Annotated in this window: 10 protein-coding genes, 1 tRNA gene and 1 pseudogene; 3 read left to right on the top strand and 9 right to left on the bottom strand. The window is 63.3% G+C overall.

The window, feature by feature from the left end; all coding sequences use genetic code 11:
- The first annotated feature begins 34 nt into the window (after positions 1-34).
- Positions 35-778 (top strand): SDR family oxidoreductase, encoded by a 744-nt coding sequence (locus tag BT108_RS10315; protein ID WP_072294445.1) that lies wholly within the window; start codon positions 35-37, stop codon positions 776-778.
- A 209-nt stretch (positions 779-987) separates the two neighbouring features.
- Here the strand turns inward: BT108_RS10315 and BT108_RS10310 are convergent, their stop codons facing one another.
- The 5 genes from BT108_RS10310 to BT108_RS10290 form a co-directional block, all read right to left on the bottom strand.
- Positions 988-1,896, bottom strand: coding sequence for a type I-G CRISPR-associated protein, Cas3-extension family (locus BT108_RS10310; protein ID WP_143142469.1), 909 nt, complete (start codon positions 1,894-1,896; stop codon positions 988-990).
- Positions 1,877-4,927, bottom strand: a complete 3,051-nt coding sequence (gene cas3u, locus BT108_RS10305; RefSeq protein WP_072294443.1) for a type I-G CRISPR-associated helicase/endonuclease Cas3g — start codon at positions 4,925-4,927, stop codon at positions 1,877-1,879. Before cas3u ends, BT108_RS10310 begins: the two co-directional genes overlap by 20 nt.
- Positions 4,924-6,522, bottom strand: coding sequence for a type I-G CRISPR-associated protein Csb2 (csb2, locus tag BT108_RS10300; protein ID WP_083566376.1), 1,599 nt, complete (start codon positions 6,520-6,522; stop codon positions 4,924-4,926). The genes cas3u and csb2 overlap by 4 nt, the downstream gene beginning before the upstream one ends.
- Positions 6,519-7,793, bottom strand: coding sequence for a type I-G CRISPR-associated RAMP protein Csb1/Cas7g (cas7u, locus tag BT108_RS10295; protein ID WP_072294441.1), 1,275 nt, complete (start codon positions 7,791-7,793; stop codon positions 6,519-6,521). The genes csb2 and cas7u overlap by 4 nt, the downstream gene beginning before the upstream one ends.
- 1,351 nt (positions 7,794-9,144) lie before the next feature.
- Positions 9,145-9,221: transfer RNA gene (locus BT108_RS10290), tRNA-Arg, on the bottom strand.
- 146 nt (positions 9,222-9,367) lie between these two features.
- Here BT108_RS10290 and BT108_RS10285 point away from each other — a divergent pair.
- Both BT108_RS10285 and BT108_RS10280 read left to right on the top strand, forming a co-directional pair.
- Positions 9,368-9,913, top strand: coding sequence for a c-type cytochrome (locus BT108_RS10285; protein WP_072294467.1), 546 nt, complete (start codon positions 9,368-9,370; stop codon positions 9,911-9,913).
- A gap of 89 nt (positions 9,914-10,002) precedes the next feature.
- Positions 10,003-10,830, top strand: coding sequence for a symmetrical bis(5'-nucleosyl)-tetraphosphatase (locus BT108_RS10280; protein ID WP_072294440.1), 828 nt, complete (start codon positions 10,003-10,005; stop codon positions 10,828-10,830).
- Here the strand turns inward: BT108_RS10280 and BT108_RS10275 are convergent.
- The 4 genes and pseudogenes from BT108_RS10275 to tpx form a co-directional block, all read right to left on the bottom strand.
- On the bottom strand, positions 10,751-11,548 hold the full coding sequence (locus tag BT108_RS10275) for a lysophospholipid acyltransferase family protein (RefSeq protein WP_072294439.1): 798 nt from the start codon (positions 11,546-11,548) through the stop codon (positions 10,751-10,753). The two genes, BT108_RS10280 and BT108_RS10275, sit on opposite strands and share 80 nt — an antisense overlap.
- A gap of 53 nt (positions 11,549-11,601) precedes the next feature.
- Positions 11,602-12,537, bottom strand: coding sequence for a carbohydrate kinase family protein (locus BT108_RS10270; RefSeq protein ID WP_072294438.1), 936 nt, complete (start codon positions 12,535-12,537; stop codon positions 11,602-11,604).
- A pseudogene (gcvPB, locus tag BT108_RS10265) lies at positions 12,537-13,991 on the bottom strand (aminomethyl-transferring glycine dehydrogenase subunit GcvPB); the annotation flags it as partial. The pseudogene gcvPB and the gene BT108_RS10270, both read right to left, overlap by 1 nt.
- 42 nt (positions 13,992-14,033) lie before the next feature.
- A complete protein-coding gene (tpx, locus tag BT108_RS10260; protein ID WP_072294436.1) occupies positions 14,034-14,534 on the bottom strand; it encodes a thiol peroxidase in 501 nt (166 codons plus the stop codon).
- Position 14,535: the final 1 nt, after the last annotated feature.

Here is a 14,535-nt window from a genome sequence, read left to right as displayed (position 1 = left end):
TCACTCCGAGACAACTCACACTTCGGAGCTAGAAATGAAGACTGTACTGATCACCGGCTGTTCTTCCGGCTATGGCCTGGAGACCGCACGCCACTTTCTCGCGCAGGGCTGCAAGGTCATCGCCACGATGCGAACTCCGAAGGAGGACCTTCTCCCGGCATCCGGAAATCTGCAAATCCTCCCTCTGGATGTGACCCGACCAGACAGCATTGCCCGCGCCCTGGACGCAGCAGGCCCCATTGACGTACTGGTGAACAACGCCGGCATCGGCCTGTTCGGGGCGTTCGAGGCCACGCCCATGTCCACTGTGCGCGACATCTTCGAGACCAACACCTTCGGCGTCATGGCCATGTGCCAGGCGGTCATCCCGCAGTTCCGGACAAGCCGCTCCGGCATCATCGTGAACGTCACCTCCAGTGCCGTGCTCGCGCCGTTCCCGCTGGTTGCGCCCTACACGGCCAGCAAGACTGCCATTGAAGGGTTCACAGCTTCCCTGGAACTCGAACTCAAGGGCTTCGGCGTACGAGTCAAGCTCGTCGAGCCCGGATACGGCCCTTCGACTAGCTTCATCGCCAACGGCCAGCAGCGGATGCAGGGGCTGATTCCGGAAACGTATGAACCTTTCGCCCACAGCGTGTTCGCCGGGTTCTCGAACCTCAAGGCGGTGACCAAGGAGACCGACGTAGCTGCGGCCGTATTGAAGGCCGCAAGCGACACCTCCGATCAGCTTCGCTTCCCCGCAGGTGCTGACGCCATCGCACTTGCGAAGTCGGCGTAGCCAAAGGGCGGCCGTGGCTCGTCGCATCTGCACAGGGTCGATGAATATCAACGGAGCGTTCTCCCGTGAAGCAGTAGTGGTGGAAGCATGGCGCCGGGAAACGCCTCGATTGAATCATTCTTCACACATTTCACTTGCCGCAGCCGACTCGGGGCCTCCCGGCCGCCTGCTCTCCAGTGCGACACAACCTGTACGCCATATATGCCGCCTTACCAGACGCCTTGTGAAGGTGTGAAGGACAGTTTTCCTTTCGTGCCGGATACGCGATCAGCGCTGAAGGCCGCGAAGACGCCCCGCTCCCGCTGGACCTGGGGACGTCCTATTCCTCCCCACAGAAGCGCGCGCGCAGTGGGAAGCGTCGCAGGGACATTCCAAAGCGGCCACGAGAAGGTGACCCGCTGTCGATGCCGCGTCGAAGCGACAGTGACGGGCTGCTTGTGGGGTACGACCGGCAGCAGGCCAAACGCCGGGATGGCAAGCGCCTGGGCGCCGAGTTCGGTGCGGAAGTCGTCCGTCGTAGTCGGATTCGAGAGCCGGAGCGCATAGAGCCGCTCGTCGGATGGATCGAGGCGAAGAGTGGGTTTCCGGGTGCCGAGTTGGAGTTGCTGACGCTTGTCGTCCGGCACGCGGTAGGCTTTCTGCCAAATTCCGAACAAGGCAAGCCGTACATGCTCGTCCTCGACGAGCCTGAGAATGTCGCGCATGGATTGGACGAGGTTCTGATGGCTCGCGCCATTTGCTGCGCACAACGTGGACTCGGATACCTCATCGCCGACGACGCATGCCAGGCCGGCGAGAAAGTCGAGCGTGTCCGGCCTGCTCGCGTACGCGATGCTCTCGTAGCTCGCCCTCATGAAATCGCCGGGCTTCTTTACGGTGGCGAGGTCCTGTTCCAGATAGGGCTGGAGCCTCCGTAGCCTGGCCAGCAGTGTTGCAGCGAGCTGCTCTTTGACAACCCGGGAGTGAACCACGGCCGTCCCGTCTTCCTTGAAGGCCAGCTTGGGCGCTTCGAGCATCTCCGCGCGCGCATGCTCGTCGAGCAGCGACAACGAACCGAGCGCCGTCAGAAATCCCCAAAGATGTTGGCCATCGATGCCTTCAAGCGTCAATACTTGCATTCCGTTTCTCCTCGCTGGCGCGATGATCGGCGAGGCGAAGAATTGCCTCCAGCCAGCATAGTTCCTGCCAGCCATACTTTGCGATAAGAGACCAGAAGCGATCGGCCAGTGGTGAATCGAGCCGGTGAAGCTCGTGCCTCGAGGGCGTGCCCGCGAAGTCGAGTTCGCCATAGGTTGGGCTCGTATGAGCCGAAAGCGCGACGTCGACGGGAGCATCGTCGAGGACGACGGGCGCGAAGGGACGGCAGTAGCCGTGGTGGCTTCCGATGAGATGGAGCACGAGATCGAGGTCCGGCTCCATGGCGGCATCATGCCTCTTCAAGCACGCCGCCAGCACCTCCCGTTGCCCCTGCAGCATGGCGAGCGACTGCACCTCATGGCGGGCACCGCGCGGATAGCCGCTCTTTTGCTGTGCAAGCCGGTGTACCTTGCGCGCGCCGGGTGGTATCGCCGACTTGGCCCACGGTGTCTCGTCCTTGAAGTACTCGATTTCGCTCCCGCCTCGAAGCATGAGCTGAAAACGTCGATCGGCTTTCCCGATGTCATGCAGCCATGCCGCGAACGCGATGTGCTCTGCGAGCCACGATCCGAGCCCGCAACGCATCGCGTACTCACGTGCGAAGCTCTCCACGTCCACGCTGTGCTCGGCCAGTGAGACAGCACGACCAGCATGAAACGAGTCGTCACCATCCGTCGTCAATTCGATCCCATCTTCAAGCGTCTCTTCGGGTCGAACGACGCTGCGGAGCTCGGCCAGCGGCACGTGTCTGCCTTCGAGGACGGTCCATGCGGGTTCTCCAGCCACGACCAGAGCCCCACGATTAATGCTGAGCTTTTTCATCCACAAGCGCTTCCACTCCGGCCGGTCCCCGTCTGAAGCGAGGTGACCGAGAACGAGGCGGGCTTCGTCGGGCTCGTCGAGGGGCAGCCTCAGTCCAAGTGCTTCGACGATCGCGGGATGCAGACGCAGCACGGGCCTTCCGCGCGCGAAGAACTCCGCCTGTTCCGCACGGTCGCGGACGGGTTCGTTCGAAGACGCCTCGAAACAGCCATTGCGGATGCCGCCGTAGGACGCCGGCACGACGATGGTGTCGCCCGGCCTCAGCGAGGAATCCGTACCTGGCCGAGCGAAGACGATCTCGCTCTCATCACCTTTCCAGCAGAGGGCGGGCCGCCCTTTCGCGTCCACGTGCACGATGTCGGCCGGAGTCGCTCCTTCCGTATCCCCCAGCTCCCGCGCCAACTGTCCCGCGAGCCAGGCCTGCGCGGTCGCGAAGGGCAACGACATCGCTTCGAGGCTCGAAGGGCGAACTGCCGTGACGATGGCTATCGCCATCTCGAGGTCTCTTCGCTGAAGTACACTTTCCGAAAGATCGGCGCGCCAGATCACCTGCACATCGGCCGGGCCCGAGCTTGGGCCATGCAGCCAGAGGCTCACATCAGGGACCTGGCTCGGCGCGGGCGAGGTCTGCGCCCACAAGTCGAGATAGGCCGGAAGCAAGGTCGGTGCATTTGACTTGGGGACGAGCAGTTTCGCCAACTCGTTGCCGGCCGGCACATCGAGCGCGAGGACACCGAAATCGACCTGGACTCTTCTGGCCAGTTGCTCTTCGGCCTGCTGCTTGGCTTCTCCCCTGAGTTTCTTCAGCTCCTCCTTCAACCTCTTCGATCGCTCCTTCTCTTGCATCTTGAGCCATCTGACGGTCTCGCCGAGCGCTTTGCCATAAATTGGATCGTCGTCAGCCAGCGAAGGCTTCTCCCCTCGCTGCTTGAGATCTTCTTTCAATTTCCTGCAGTTGTCGTAAATGATGACGCCTTCGGCCTTCCCGTAGCTGCCGAGTCGATCGATACGGCCAAAGCGCTGCCGCAGGCTGTCGAGGCTTGCAGCCTCGGTGATGAGGGCGTCAAAGTCGAAGTCCGCGCCTGCCTCGATGCACTGGGTGCCCACGATGATGCGCTTGGGAAGATCATCGTTGCGCATTCGACCTGTCTGGACGGCGGGCCGCAGCTCACGCAGCACGCCGTCACAGTCCAGCGGGCGCATACGACCGATGAGCAGGGTGACGATCACCTTGCTTCCAAGGGATTCCGTGAGCTGCCGTGCGATCATGCTTGCACTCGCGACGCGGTTGACCACCACTGCGACCGTCCTGTGCCGTTCGAGCAGGGCGATCGCCTGTTCGGTACATTTCTTCTCCAGTGTGGTCCGATCTTCAACCTCGACGAGGCGCACGGGTTTGTTTGCATGGAGGCGCGGTCCCAGCGGCGAATCGGGTTTCTTCTCTTCGTCGAGCAATGCGAAGGATGGCTCCGTCCCCGTCCCCGTCCCCGCCCCCGGCGTCGCGGACAGGAATGTATGGAAGAACCGCGTCTTCATACCGTTCCCAGAAAATCGCCCACGAAGGCGGGCGAGCTGGTCGAGGGTCTGCCGGAATGGTTCGGAGAGGTGTACCTCGTCGAGGAGGAGCAGCGTGTCATTGGCCAGGAGACCTGCATTCACCGGCTTCATACCCTGGCTCACGCCGTAGCCCTGCATGAGCATCCGCGATCCGACTTGATCGACGGTCGAGGCGATGATGAGCGGCTGATCGGGCGTGCGCGCCCAGCCGTCGTCCTTGGGCATCCCGCCGCGCAACGTAAACACGCCGAGGGGTTCCTCGCCCTCACGAGTCAGGGAGCGGAGCCGCTTCGCCGTTTCGACGACGGCCGTATCCGTGCTCGTCAACAGGGTTCGAAGAAGGACATGCCCGCGCTCGGCAACCTGGTTGACCACCATACGGCGGTCCACCACCATCGCAATGCGACGTGGACACCAGCGCTTCTCCATCTGCTGCTCCGCGTCGAGCGCGAGCGCGAAGAGGGCAATGTCGATGCACGTCGTCTTTCCCGAGCCGGTCGGGAGGTCGAGCACACGCGGCCAACGTCTGTCTCGGACGATCTGCTCGAGCAGACGTTGCTGCCATGCAAAGGGCTGCCTTCCGCCGTGAACGGCCGCGTGGAATGCACCGAAGCGGGAAGTGGAGAGCGTCATCGGTCCTCCGCCGGCAGGCAGAGTCCAAGCCCAAAGTAGCGCCCGGCACCGAGCAGGAGCGGGCCGCGCACGCGTTCTTCGAAGCGGATGTCGGCATGGATGCGCATGCGCGCCGGGCGACCGGGCCATGGGAGGAAGTCACGCGCATGCTGCGCCCCGGGGAGCAGCGGTGCGAGCGACACCTCGACCGAGGCCGGTCGGATGCCGGCGACGCGCAGGCACGCATCGCTGATGCTGTGCTGAGCTTTCACAGCGGCCTTGTGTGCCGTGCCATTCTGGTTGCTGCGGAGGTTGCCGGGATTCCTGTCGAGGGCGATCGGCGTTGCGGTGATGAATCGCGTGGACGCGCGGCACCATAGTTCGGGCGAGAGCGACCTCTTCGCCGACACGTCCACACGGCGGACGGTGAAGAGGGGAAGCGATTCACCAGCAAGTGTCAGGTTGCCGCGCTTGTTGGAGCGTTCCTTCTCCCACCTCGCGACGAGGCGCAGCAGCGTTTCGCACTTGCTCCTCGGAAGCTGACGAGGCAGCACCAGCGCGCAGCCCATGATGGTTCCGTCGGCATGCTCGTGTCCGACGAACGGCAGCGGGACGAACGCGACCTGTGCCTGTTCGGCCGGGGTGCTCCCTGAGTCGCACGAGAATGCCGCCGACAGGCCCTTGTCGCCGTGCTGCTCCAGCAACGCGGCGCGCAATGCCTGCGCGAGATCGATGGAGCGAGAAGAGAGCAGGCGCGATCCGCCGACGTGTTCAAAGACGATCCAGTCGGCGGAAAAGACGCTCTCGGCCTGCGGAGCCGGGGTGGTGACCTTGGAGATGGAGCGATAGCGCTGCGGACGTGCTGGCAATACGCGGCTCTCAACGCCGCAATGGTGAGTGAAGGCACGATCGAGCCGCTCAAGTTGGCCGGCTCCGATCACGCGCAGGATAGTATCGCCTTCATCGCTGGGAACCAGCGTCGGGGAGATGTCATGGTCAACGACATTGCAACGCACCAGCGAGGAGGAGTGGCCGAGTTTGGTTACACGCAGGCAGAGTCGTTGGAGCGCCTCCCGATGCTCTGTTGCATCCGCCGCTTCCCAGAGGAACGCAAAGGTCGGCGTCTCAGGGATGACCACCGGGAACGTCCGCACCTGGCGCGTACGCCGCTCGGGGAGAAGCGCAATCGCCGTCTTGAGCGCCTTGTCGGAGGGGGCCGCCTCCACGATGTTCGGTGCACTCCTTGCGATGGCCAGCTTCATCTCGGCTATCTTCCGCCTGCTGCCCCCATCGGCCTGCTGAAAGGCATTCTCGGCACGGCGGATCTCGGTGTCCAATCCGAGCGTGACGTCATTGACGGGCACATACACGTCCTGCACCTGTCGCCTCCCGACCTTCGACTCGGGATCGGCCCACAGCAACGGTGCGCTCTGCCGCTCGAGCCACAGGAGCGCCGCTCGCTCGACCGGGTCAACCTCGTCGTGGTCGTGGAGCGCGGCGACCAGCGCCGAGAAAAAGCGCGCGGGATGTGGCGGCCACTCGGCGCGTCCGCGGTCGTTGTACGCGGTCGCCGCGTAGCGCCCCGTCAGGAGTTCCACCTCGATCGCGAGCATCATCCGTCTCCGACATCGGCGCCCGTTGCCACGAGCTCGCGGCTCTTCCTCAAGAGGTCGGCGAGCTTCGGCGAAGGCCGCAGTTCCGCGAGGGCTTCGCCCGCAGGCCTGTCGAACTTGATGCCGTCTGGAAGTTTGCCGATTGCCTCGTTGTAGAGCGCGATCGCTCCCGCGAGGTCCAGATCCACGGGTGTCGTACTGCCATTTCGGGCGACCGCCTCGAGCTTCAGCGCGAAGCCTTTTCGCGGTATCAGCAGGCAGCGGGAGCGCAGATCGTGTCCGCGGCTTTCCGCGGCGAGTACGGCGAGCAACCCGAGCGCAGCCAGTACCGTGCGGGCTTCCTCCGCTCCAGTGGTGAACCCCAGACGTTGCAGCGAGGCCAGGGAGAGCACCACGGTGTGCCTCGCTTCGTCGATCGTCACGCCGCCTCCCGAGGAATCGATCGTTGGCGGGACGTTGCTGTGATTCGCAGTCGTCAGTTTGCCCTCGCCCTGCTTCCACTTGTCACCCTCCCTCCTGGCGCCCCATTTCAGCCGTACGTTGTCCTCGTTTCCCACCTTCCCGCGCTCCGCCTCGGCCTCGTTGAACGTCCAGGTGAGCGGAGCCTCGTTTGTCTTGCGATAGAGAACAGCCGCCGCGTTCACGAGCTGAGCGGGATCGATGCGACTCTCGGTCCTGTTTCCAGGGACGGCGTTGATACCGATGATTTCGGAGACCAGCGCACGCTGGAACTTGGCGCCGAGGCCGCCCCTGGGCCCCGTACTGTCCCACAAGCCAAAGACCAGCCCCGTCGGGCAGATCTTGAACAAGGCGGTCGCGTTTCTGGGGCTTGCGTCGGTGAACGACTTGCCGATCTCCGAAAGCCGAAAGAGCTGATCATTGAACAGGCTGTCGCGCAGGAGTGCGTCGGCAATGCGGTGAGGCGCCGTGAGCGATGTGACGCGTCCCACTTCGGGCGCGACCGACGAGAAGTCGACGCTCACGACGGGAAGCACGATCCGCCTGTCGGCCCACAACGCCTGAAGCGCCTCCTCCATCCGATTCGCCTGACTCTGCACGGAGTCGATGAGCACGCACGTCGTGTCCTGCCCGTCGATGCGGCGGTTCTCGAAGGCGTACTTCGCCCCGGGCTTCTTGTTCTTCTCGTCCACCGCGTGGGTCGGGGGAAAGATCTTGTCACCAGGGCCGCCTGCGGGTTCCAGTGTCGCCGTGCCGCGGATGGCGACCGCGTCTCCGGCTACCAGTTCCTTGAGTTGATCAGCATTCAGTGGCATCGGGTCTCTCTCCTGTCATATGCATATGAATTGGTGTTCTTGGAGGGCTCGCACATGTTCGGACAATGTGGCGATGGAAATCCTGAACGGCACCGGTCATGGCCGATCACAAGCGTGCCTGGCTCGGCTTGCACGCCGAAGGCATCGTCTTCCTCGCCCGTTGTCGAACGCGGTGCAGTGCGCGCGCGTTTCCGTGATATGTCGAGCCAGATAGACCGCGTGGGCCAGGTAGTTGGTACGACCATCGCGATACTTCCGCCGCATTACAGGGGCGGGGTAGCGATCTCGTGGAGAGGGTCAGGGCTGAACTGCGGGTATCCGACCCATCGAATGCTGCTGCAAAATGAGCTTAAGGGCGTTCACGAGCTTTCTGGTGCGCTCGATGTCAGCGGCCTTGCATGGCTCGATGCAGCCTTCTTATTCTCCTTGATGTCTCCCAAATCCAAGCATACTCTTATTCGCGGCCTTCGATTCGCCATCATGGCCCACCTTCTCCACCGTGCGGCTGCTTGTCGATATTGGCCGCTGGGTGCGCCACCGTCTCTGGTCTTGAAGATCAGAATCCGGCCGGCATGAGCCATGTATGGGGTGCTTCTTCCTAATAGCTCGGGCGGATAGCCTGTTTCCAGCCACCAGAGCCTTATCGGGTCGTGGACTCGGCGTGGTGTGAAATGAGGACATTACGCCGCCAAGGTCCAGACCGTCTTATTATACTCCAGCTTATTGACCGACGGGGCAAGAAAGACGCAAGATCATACCCTGCATGAAAATCCGGGATTGCACTGGCTTGTTCCGTCGCTGCGATGATGTTACTGCTTCCTGAAGGGCTTTTGAATCCAGCGGATTCTGTACCATTTGAGGTGTGGAAAGCAGTGCTGGGATCGATTTATATCGACAGTCTTTCTTGTTTTTCTTCCAGAAGAGGGATCAACCAGAATCCAGCTTTATCATTCAAGGTCTTATCGATCTGATCCAGCGGGCCTGACGGGGCGTTCTCCCCCGATGCAGACGTACTGCCAATGGGTCTTTTCCGGGGGTGGTCCTGGCCGTCCCTTCACCTCGGCTTCTCCGAACCTGCAGGTGTGAGCCTCCGCCCGGCACCACGACTCGGCTCGACCAAAATAGGTCACGCGGTCCAGCAGCAGCTTCGGGCCCGACCGTGTTTGCCCGTCGAGATCGAGGTACGGCCAGTGAAACAGCAGGGCTGATCCTTGGGGATCACGGCAAAGGTGTCGAACATCCCGCAACCGGTGAGGGGCGACAGCGCGCGCGGGCGTGATCGGCGATGCCGAACTGCACCTTGTCACCACCACCTCAATGCCAGGGTGGCGTTCGCAATCCCGTTCTGCAATGGCGCGCCCAACACGATTCGAACGTGTGACCCCCGCCTTCGGAGGGCGGTACTCTATCCAGCTGAGCTATGGGCGCCTGGTGCCTTGGGCTGATCCCCGCCGGGCGAGCAACGGGGTGCAATAGGATAGTCTTTTTTCTATTCGGCGTCCAACATGGGCAGTGCGCATTTTTGCCTGAAAGCGCGCGACCCGATACAATATCAATTTTTTTCCGGGGGTCATGTGAGCGAGTCCGAAGACGAAGAGCATTCTTCCGCCATCCAGACACCAGGGCAACTGCTCACAGTGCTCCTGGCGGCCTTTGGGTTTCCGATAGTCATCATTCTGATGCTGGCGCAATTTGCCACCGGTGATATATTGACGAGCCGAAGTGATGAGGGATTGTCTCCCGAGGAAATTGCAAAGCGCCTGCGCCCGGTGGGTACGCTGGTGCTGGCCGAAGACCTGCCGCAATTGGAAGCGGAGTTCCAGGCAGCGAGCCGCCAGGCGCAGGCCGATGCAGGTACGGTGCAGGAAGCGGGCGGTCCCGGCGACGCCAAATCCATCTACACGGCGAGTTGCGCCGCGTGCCACGCGAGCGGCGCCGCAGGGGCACCCAAGCTGGATGACAAGGGGGCATGGGCCGGACGCCTCGGCAGCGGCATCGACACCTTGTACAAGAGTGCACTCAACGGCAAGAACGCGATGCCTCCCAAGGGAGGGAATGCCGCGCTGTCGGACGACGACGTGAAGGCGGTCGTGGACTACATGGTGGAGCAGGTGAAGTAGATTTCAGGGGAGTATGAGCCCTGGTCCCGCATCGCCGCCTCTTTGCGTCCCGGCCGCTGATTCGGGCCTGCGAAATGCTTCTTTGAACGATGGCCATTTTCGCGATCGGCGACGTGCAGGGATGCTACCGCGAGTTCAGGCGGCTGCTCGATCTGGTGCGCTTCGACGATGCCCGGGACAGGCTGTGGCTGGTGGGAGACATCGTCAACAGGGGTCCGGACTCACTGTCGGTGCTGCGCTTCGTCCGGGACCTGGGCGATGCAGTCATCATGGTGCTGGGCAATCATGACCTGCACCTGCTGATGGTTGCGGAAGGGTGCGCCCGTCTGCATCGGAACGACACCTTGCAAGAGGTTCTCGCCGCGCCCGACAGGGACGAACTGCTCCACTGGCTGCGGCATCAGCCGTTGCTGCATGTGGAGAACGATCATGTCCTGGTGCACGCAGGCCTGCTGCCATCCTGGAGCGTGTCGCAGGCTGCCGCACATGCTCGATCGGTCGAGGCCGTGCTGCGTGGCGACGGTTTCCACGCCCTGTGTGCCCATATGTACGGGGATGCGCCTGATCGCTGGGACGAGCGCCTGACGGGTTACGCGCGGTTGCGGGTGATCATCAACGCCATGACGCGCATGCGCGTGTGCACGCCGGACGGGCGCATGGAATTCGCTCACAAGGGTACTCTGGAGGATATTCCGGACGGGTACCTGCCATGGTTCGAGGTGCCGGGGCGTGTCAGCCGGGGGGCCACCGTCGTGTTCGGCCACTGGTCCGCCCTGGGCCTGCGTGTCGCCGCCGATCTGATCGCGCTGGATACGGGATGCCTGTGGGGTGGCAGCCTCACGGCGGTGCGGCTGGAGGATCGGAGGATTTTCCAGGTGCCGTGTGCGGCAGCGGCAGGGACAGGGCTTCGGCGATAGCGAGTTCCACCACGCGTGCCAGTTCGCGCCGGTTTCTGCCCTGGCTGCAAACGGGGCTGATAAATGTCAGTTCGGCGTCTATCCATGGCTGGCGCAGTACCCGCCGCAGCGATTCCAGCAGCGAGATTTCGGAGAACGCCGCCGATCTGCCGGGTGTCCCTCCTGTATCGGTGTAGCGTATCGCCACGGGGTGCAGGGTCGCTGCAACCGCGACCGCTGGCTGCAGCAGGGATGCATGGAAGTGCCGCAGCAGGGTGCCATCGCTGGTGGTGCCTTCCGGAAATATCGCGACGCGGTCGCCCTGGATCAGGGCATGGGCGATGTCCGCGTTGATGCGGGCCGTATCGCTGCGCTTCGTCCGCTCGATGAACAGCGTGCCCACGTTCCGGCTCAGCCAGCCGAACAGCGGCCAGCTGCGGATTTCCGCCTTGGCTACGAAACGGGCGGGGCATGCCGCATTCAAGGCATGGATGTCCAGCCAGGAAACGTGGTTGGCCACCAGCATCACCCGCCGGGTGCCGGGAGGGATTCCGGTGCAGCGCAGCCGGACGTTCAGGATTCGCAGCAGCGTCGCGCACCACCTCTGCGCCATGCGCTGCTGTGTGGATTGGCCGAGGTGTGGATAGATCGCGGACTGGATCAGGCCGGACAGGATGTGCAGAAGCAGCCGGAGGGTACGGACGGCCCAGGTTAGGCGAGGGGTGGCGGCGGGTTCCATTCCGCCATTATCGCACCCATTCTCCCGTCCGGTCGGGGGTCGGGGTGCGGCCGCTACAGAATGCGACTGCCGAAAGCCTCGAAGTAGTGCTGGCCGATCGCTTCCTGGTCGAGGTCATGGTTCTGGCCGCCACGCCGGGCGATCTTCAACGCACCCATGAGCGATGCGAGCCGTCCGGTCGTCTCCCAGTCCATCCCGCTGGCCAGCCCGTACAGGAGTCCTGCGCGGTAGGCGTCGCCGCAGCCGGTGGGGTCGACGACCTGTTCCGGCTGGACGCTGGGGATCCCGATCTGCCGGCCGCCGGCATGGATGACCGACCCTTCTCCTCCCCGGGTCACGATGAGGGCCTTGACTCGCCTGGCCAGCGCCTCTGGCGCGAGTCCGGTACGTTCGCAGAGCATCTGGCCCTCGTAGTCGTTGACGGCGACGTAGTCGGCCTTGCCGATGAAGTCCAGCAGTTCCTCGCCGTTGAACATCGGCAGCCCCTGTCCCGGGTCGAAAATGAACGGGATGCCGGCCTCATGAAATTCGCGGGCGTGCTGCACCATGCCCTCGCGCCCGTCGGGAGCGACGATGCCCAGCCCGACATCCTGGGCGTCACCGACGTGATTGGCGTGGGAGAAGTTCATTGCGCCTGGATGGAATGCGGTGATCTGGTTGTCCCCCAGATCGGTGGTGATGAACGCCTGCGCGGTGAATGTGCCCTCGACCCGGCGTACATGGGTTTGCACCAGCCCGAGGCGATCCAGCCGGTGCGTATAGGGCAGGTGGTCATCGCCCACGGTGGCCATGACGAGCGGCTTGCCGCCGAGCATGCGCAGGGTGTAGGCGATGTTTCCGGCACAGCCTCCGAATTCCCGGCGCATGTCGGGAACCAGGAAGGCGACGTTCAGGATATGGATCTTGTCGGGCAGTATGTGGTTCCTGAAATGGTCGTTGAACACCATGATGGTGTCGTAGGCCATGGATCCGCAGATGAGCGTGTGCATCAGGCCTGCTTCCAGGCCAGATCCAGTTCCCGGGCTGCCTTGACGTCGTCCAGCTTGCGCACCGGGGTGCTGTGCGGCGCACCTTTCACGAGATCCGGCTGGGTGCGGGCTTCTTCCAGGATTTCCTTCATGGCCGAGACGAAGGCGTCGAGCGTTTCCTTGGACTCGGTCTCGGCGGGTTCGATCAGCAGGCACTCCGGCACCAGCAGGGGAAAGTAGGTGGTCGGGGCATGGTAGCCCTTGTCCAGCAGCCGCTTGGCCAGGTTCATGGCGGTGACCCCGGTTTCTTCCTTCAGGTTCTTCAGCGTGACGATGAATTCATGGCTGGCGCGGCGGGTGGGGTAGGCGATCTCGAAGCCCGCGCGGCTCAATTCCGCCATGAGGTAGTTGGCATTGAGCGCGGCGAAGTCGGCCACGCGATGCATGCCTTCCGCGCCGAGCAGGCGGACATAGACGTACGCGCGCAGCAGCACGCCTGCATTCCCCATGTGCGCCGACAGCCTGCCGATGGTCTGGGGACGATCCTTTTCCGTGAGCCAGCGGTAGGTGCCGTTCTCCAGGGCCACCACCGGCACCGGCAGGAACGGCAGCAGGCGCTCGGCGACGCCTACCGGGGCGGCGCCGGGCCCGCCGCCGCCGTGAGGGGTCGAGAACGTCTTGTGCAGGTTGATGTGGATGACGTCGAAGCCCATGTCGCCGGGCTTGACCTTGCCCAGGATCGCGTTCAGATTGGCGCCGTCGTAGTACAGCAGGCCGCCCACCTGGTGCACGAGCCTGCTCATTTCCGCCACATTCTTTTCGAACACGCCGAGCGTGGAGGGATTGGTCAGCATCAGGCCGGCGGTACGCGGCCCTACTGCCGCCTCCAGCGCCTGCATGTCCACGTTTCCTTCCCGGTCCGTCGGGATCTCCACGACCTTGTAGCCGCACATCACCGCTGTCGCGGGATTGGTGCCGTGGGCGGCATCGGGCACGATGATCTCGGTGCGCGCGGTATCGCCGCGGGATTCATGGTAGGCGCGGATCATGGCGATGCCGATGAGCTCTCCCTGCGCGCCGGCCATGGAGGTGAGGCTCACCCCGGACATGCCGGTGACGTCCTTGAGTATCTCCTGCAGTTCGTACATGCAGGCAAGGAATCCCTGGCCGGTGCTTTCCGGTGCCCGGGGGTGCCGCGCAAGGAATTGCGGCAGCATCGCCAGGGAGTTGCACGCCCTGGGGTTGTACTTCATGGTGCAGGAGCCCAAGGGATAGAACTGGGTGTCGATCGAGAAATTCTGCTGCGACAGCCGTGTGTAGTGGCGTACCGCATCCATTTCAGAGACTTCGGGAAGCAGGGGCGGTACGGTGCGCAGCAGATCTTCGGGAATGCCGACCGTTGTCGCTGCGGCTGCGGGAGACTGCGAATAGTTGCGCCGGCCTGGGCGGGCGTGTTCGAATATCAGCATGGGCGTGGTCCGGGCTTGGGAATCAGTGAAAAAAAGGTCTGTTGCCGATCAGGCTCGCTTCAGCACCGCCAGTGCGGCATCGTAGTCGGGTTCGTCCCGTATCTCCGGCACGCGCTGCGCGTGGATGACGATATCGTTCTCGTCCAGCACCAGCACGGCACGGGTGGTGAGGCCCGCGAGTGGGCCGTCCGTGATGGCGACCCCGTAGTCTTCCTTGAATCCGGCGCCACGGAGGGTGGACAATACCACCACCTTGTCCAGTCCCTCGATGTCGCAGAAACGCGCCATCGCGAACGGCAGGTCGGCGGAAACGATCAGGACCACCGTATTGTCGATGCTGCCTGCCCTTTCGTTGAACTTGCGGGTGGACAGCGCGCACACGGGCGTGTCCACGCTGGGAACGATGTTGAGCACTTTCTTCTTGCCGGCGAAGTCGCCCAAGGTGACGTCCTTCAGGTCCCGGTTCACCAGCGAGAAGATGGGCGCCTTCTGGCCGGTCTCGGGGAATATGCCCGAAATCGTCACGGGAGTGCCTGCCAGCGTGACCATG

Source organism: Nitrosovibrio sp. Nv17, assembly GCF_900119085.1.
Taxonomy (GTDB): domain Bacteria; phylum Pseudomonadota; class Gammaproteobacteria; order Burkholderiales; family Nitrosomonadaceae; genus Nitrosospira.
The sequence above is the reverse complement of the archived record's forward strand: the minus strand, read 5'-3'. Positions and strand labels throughout refer to the sequence as shown.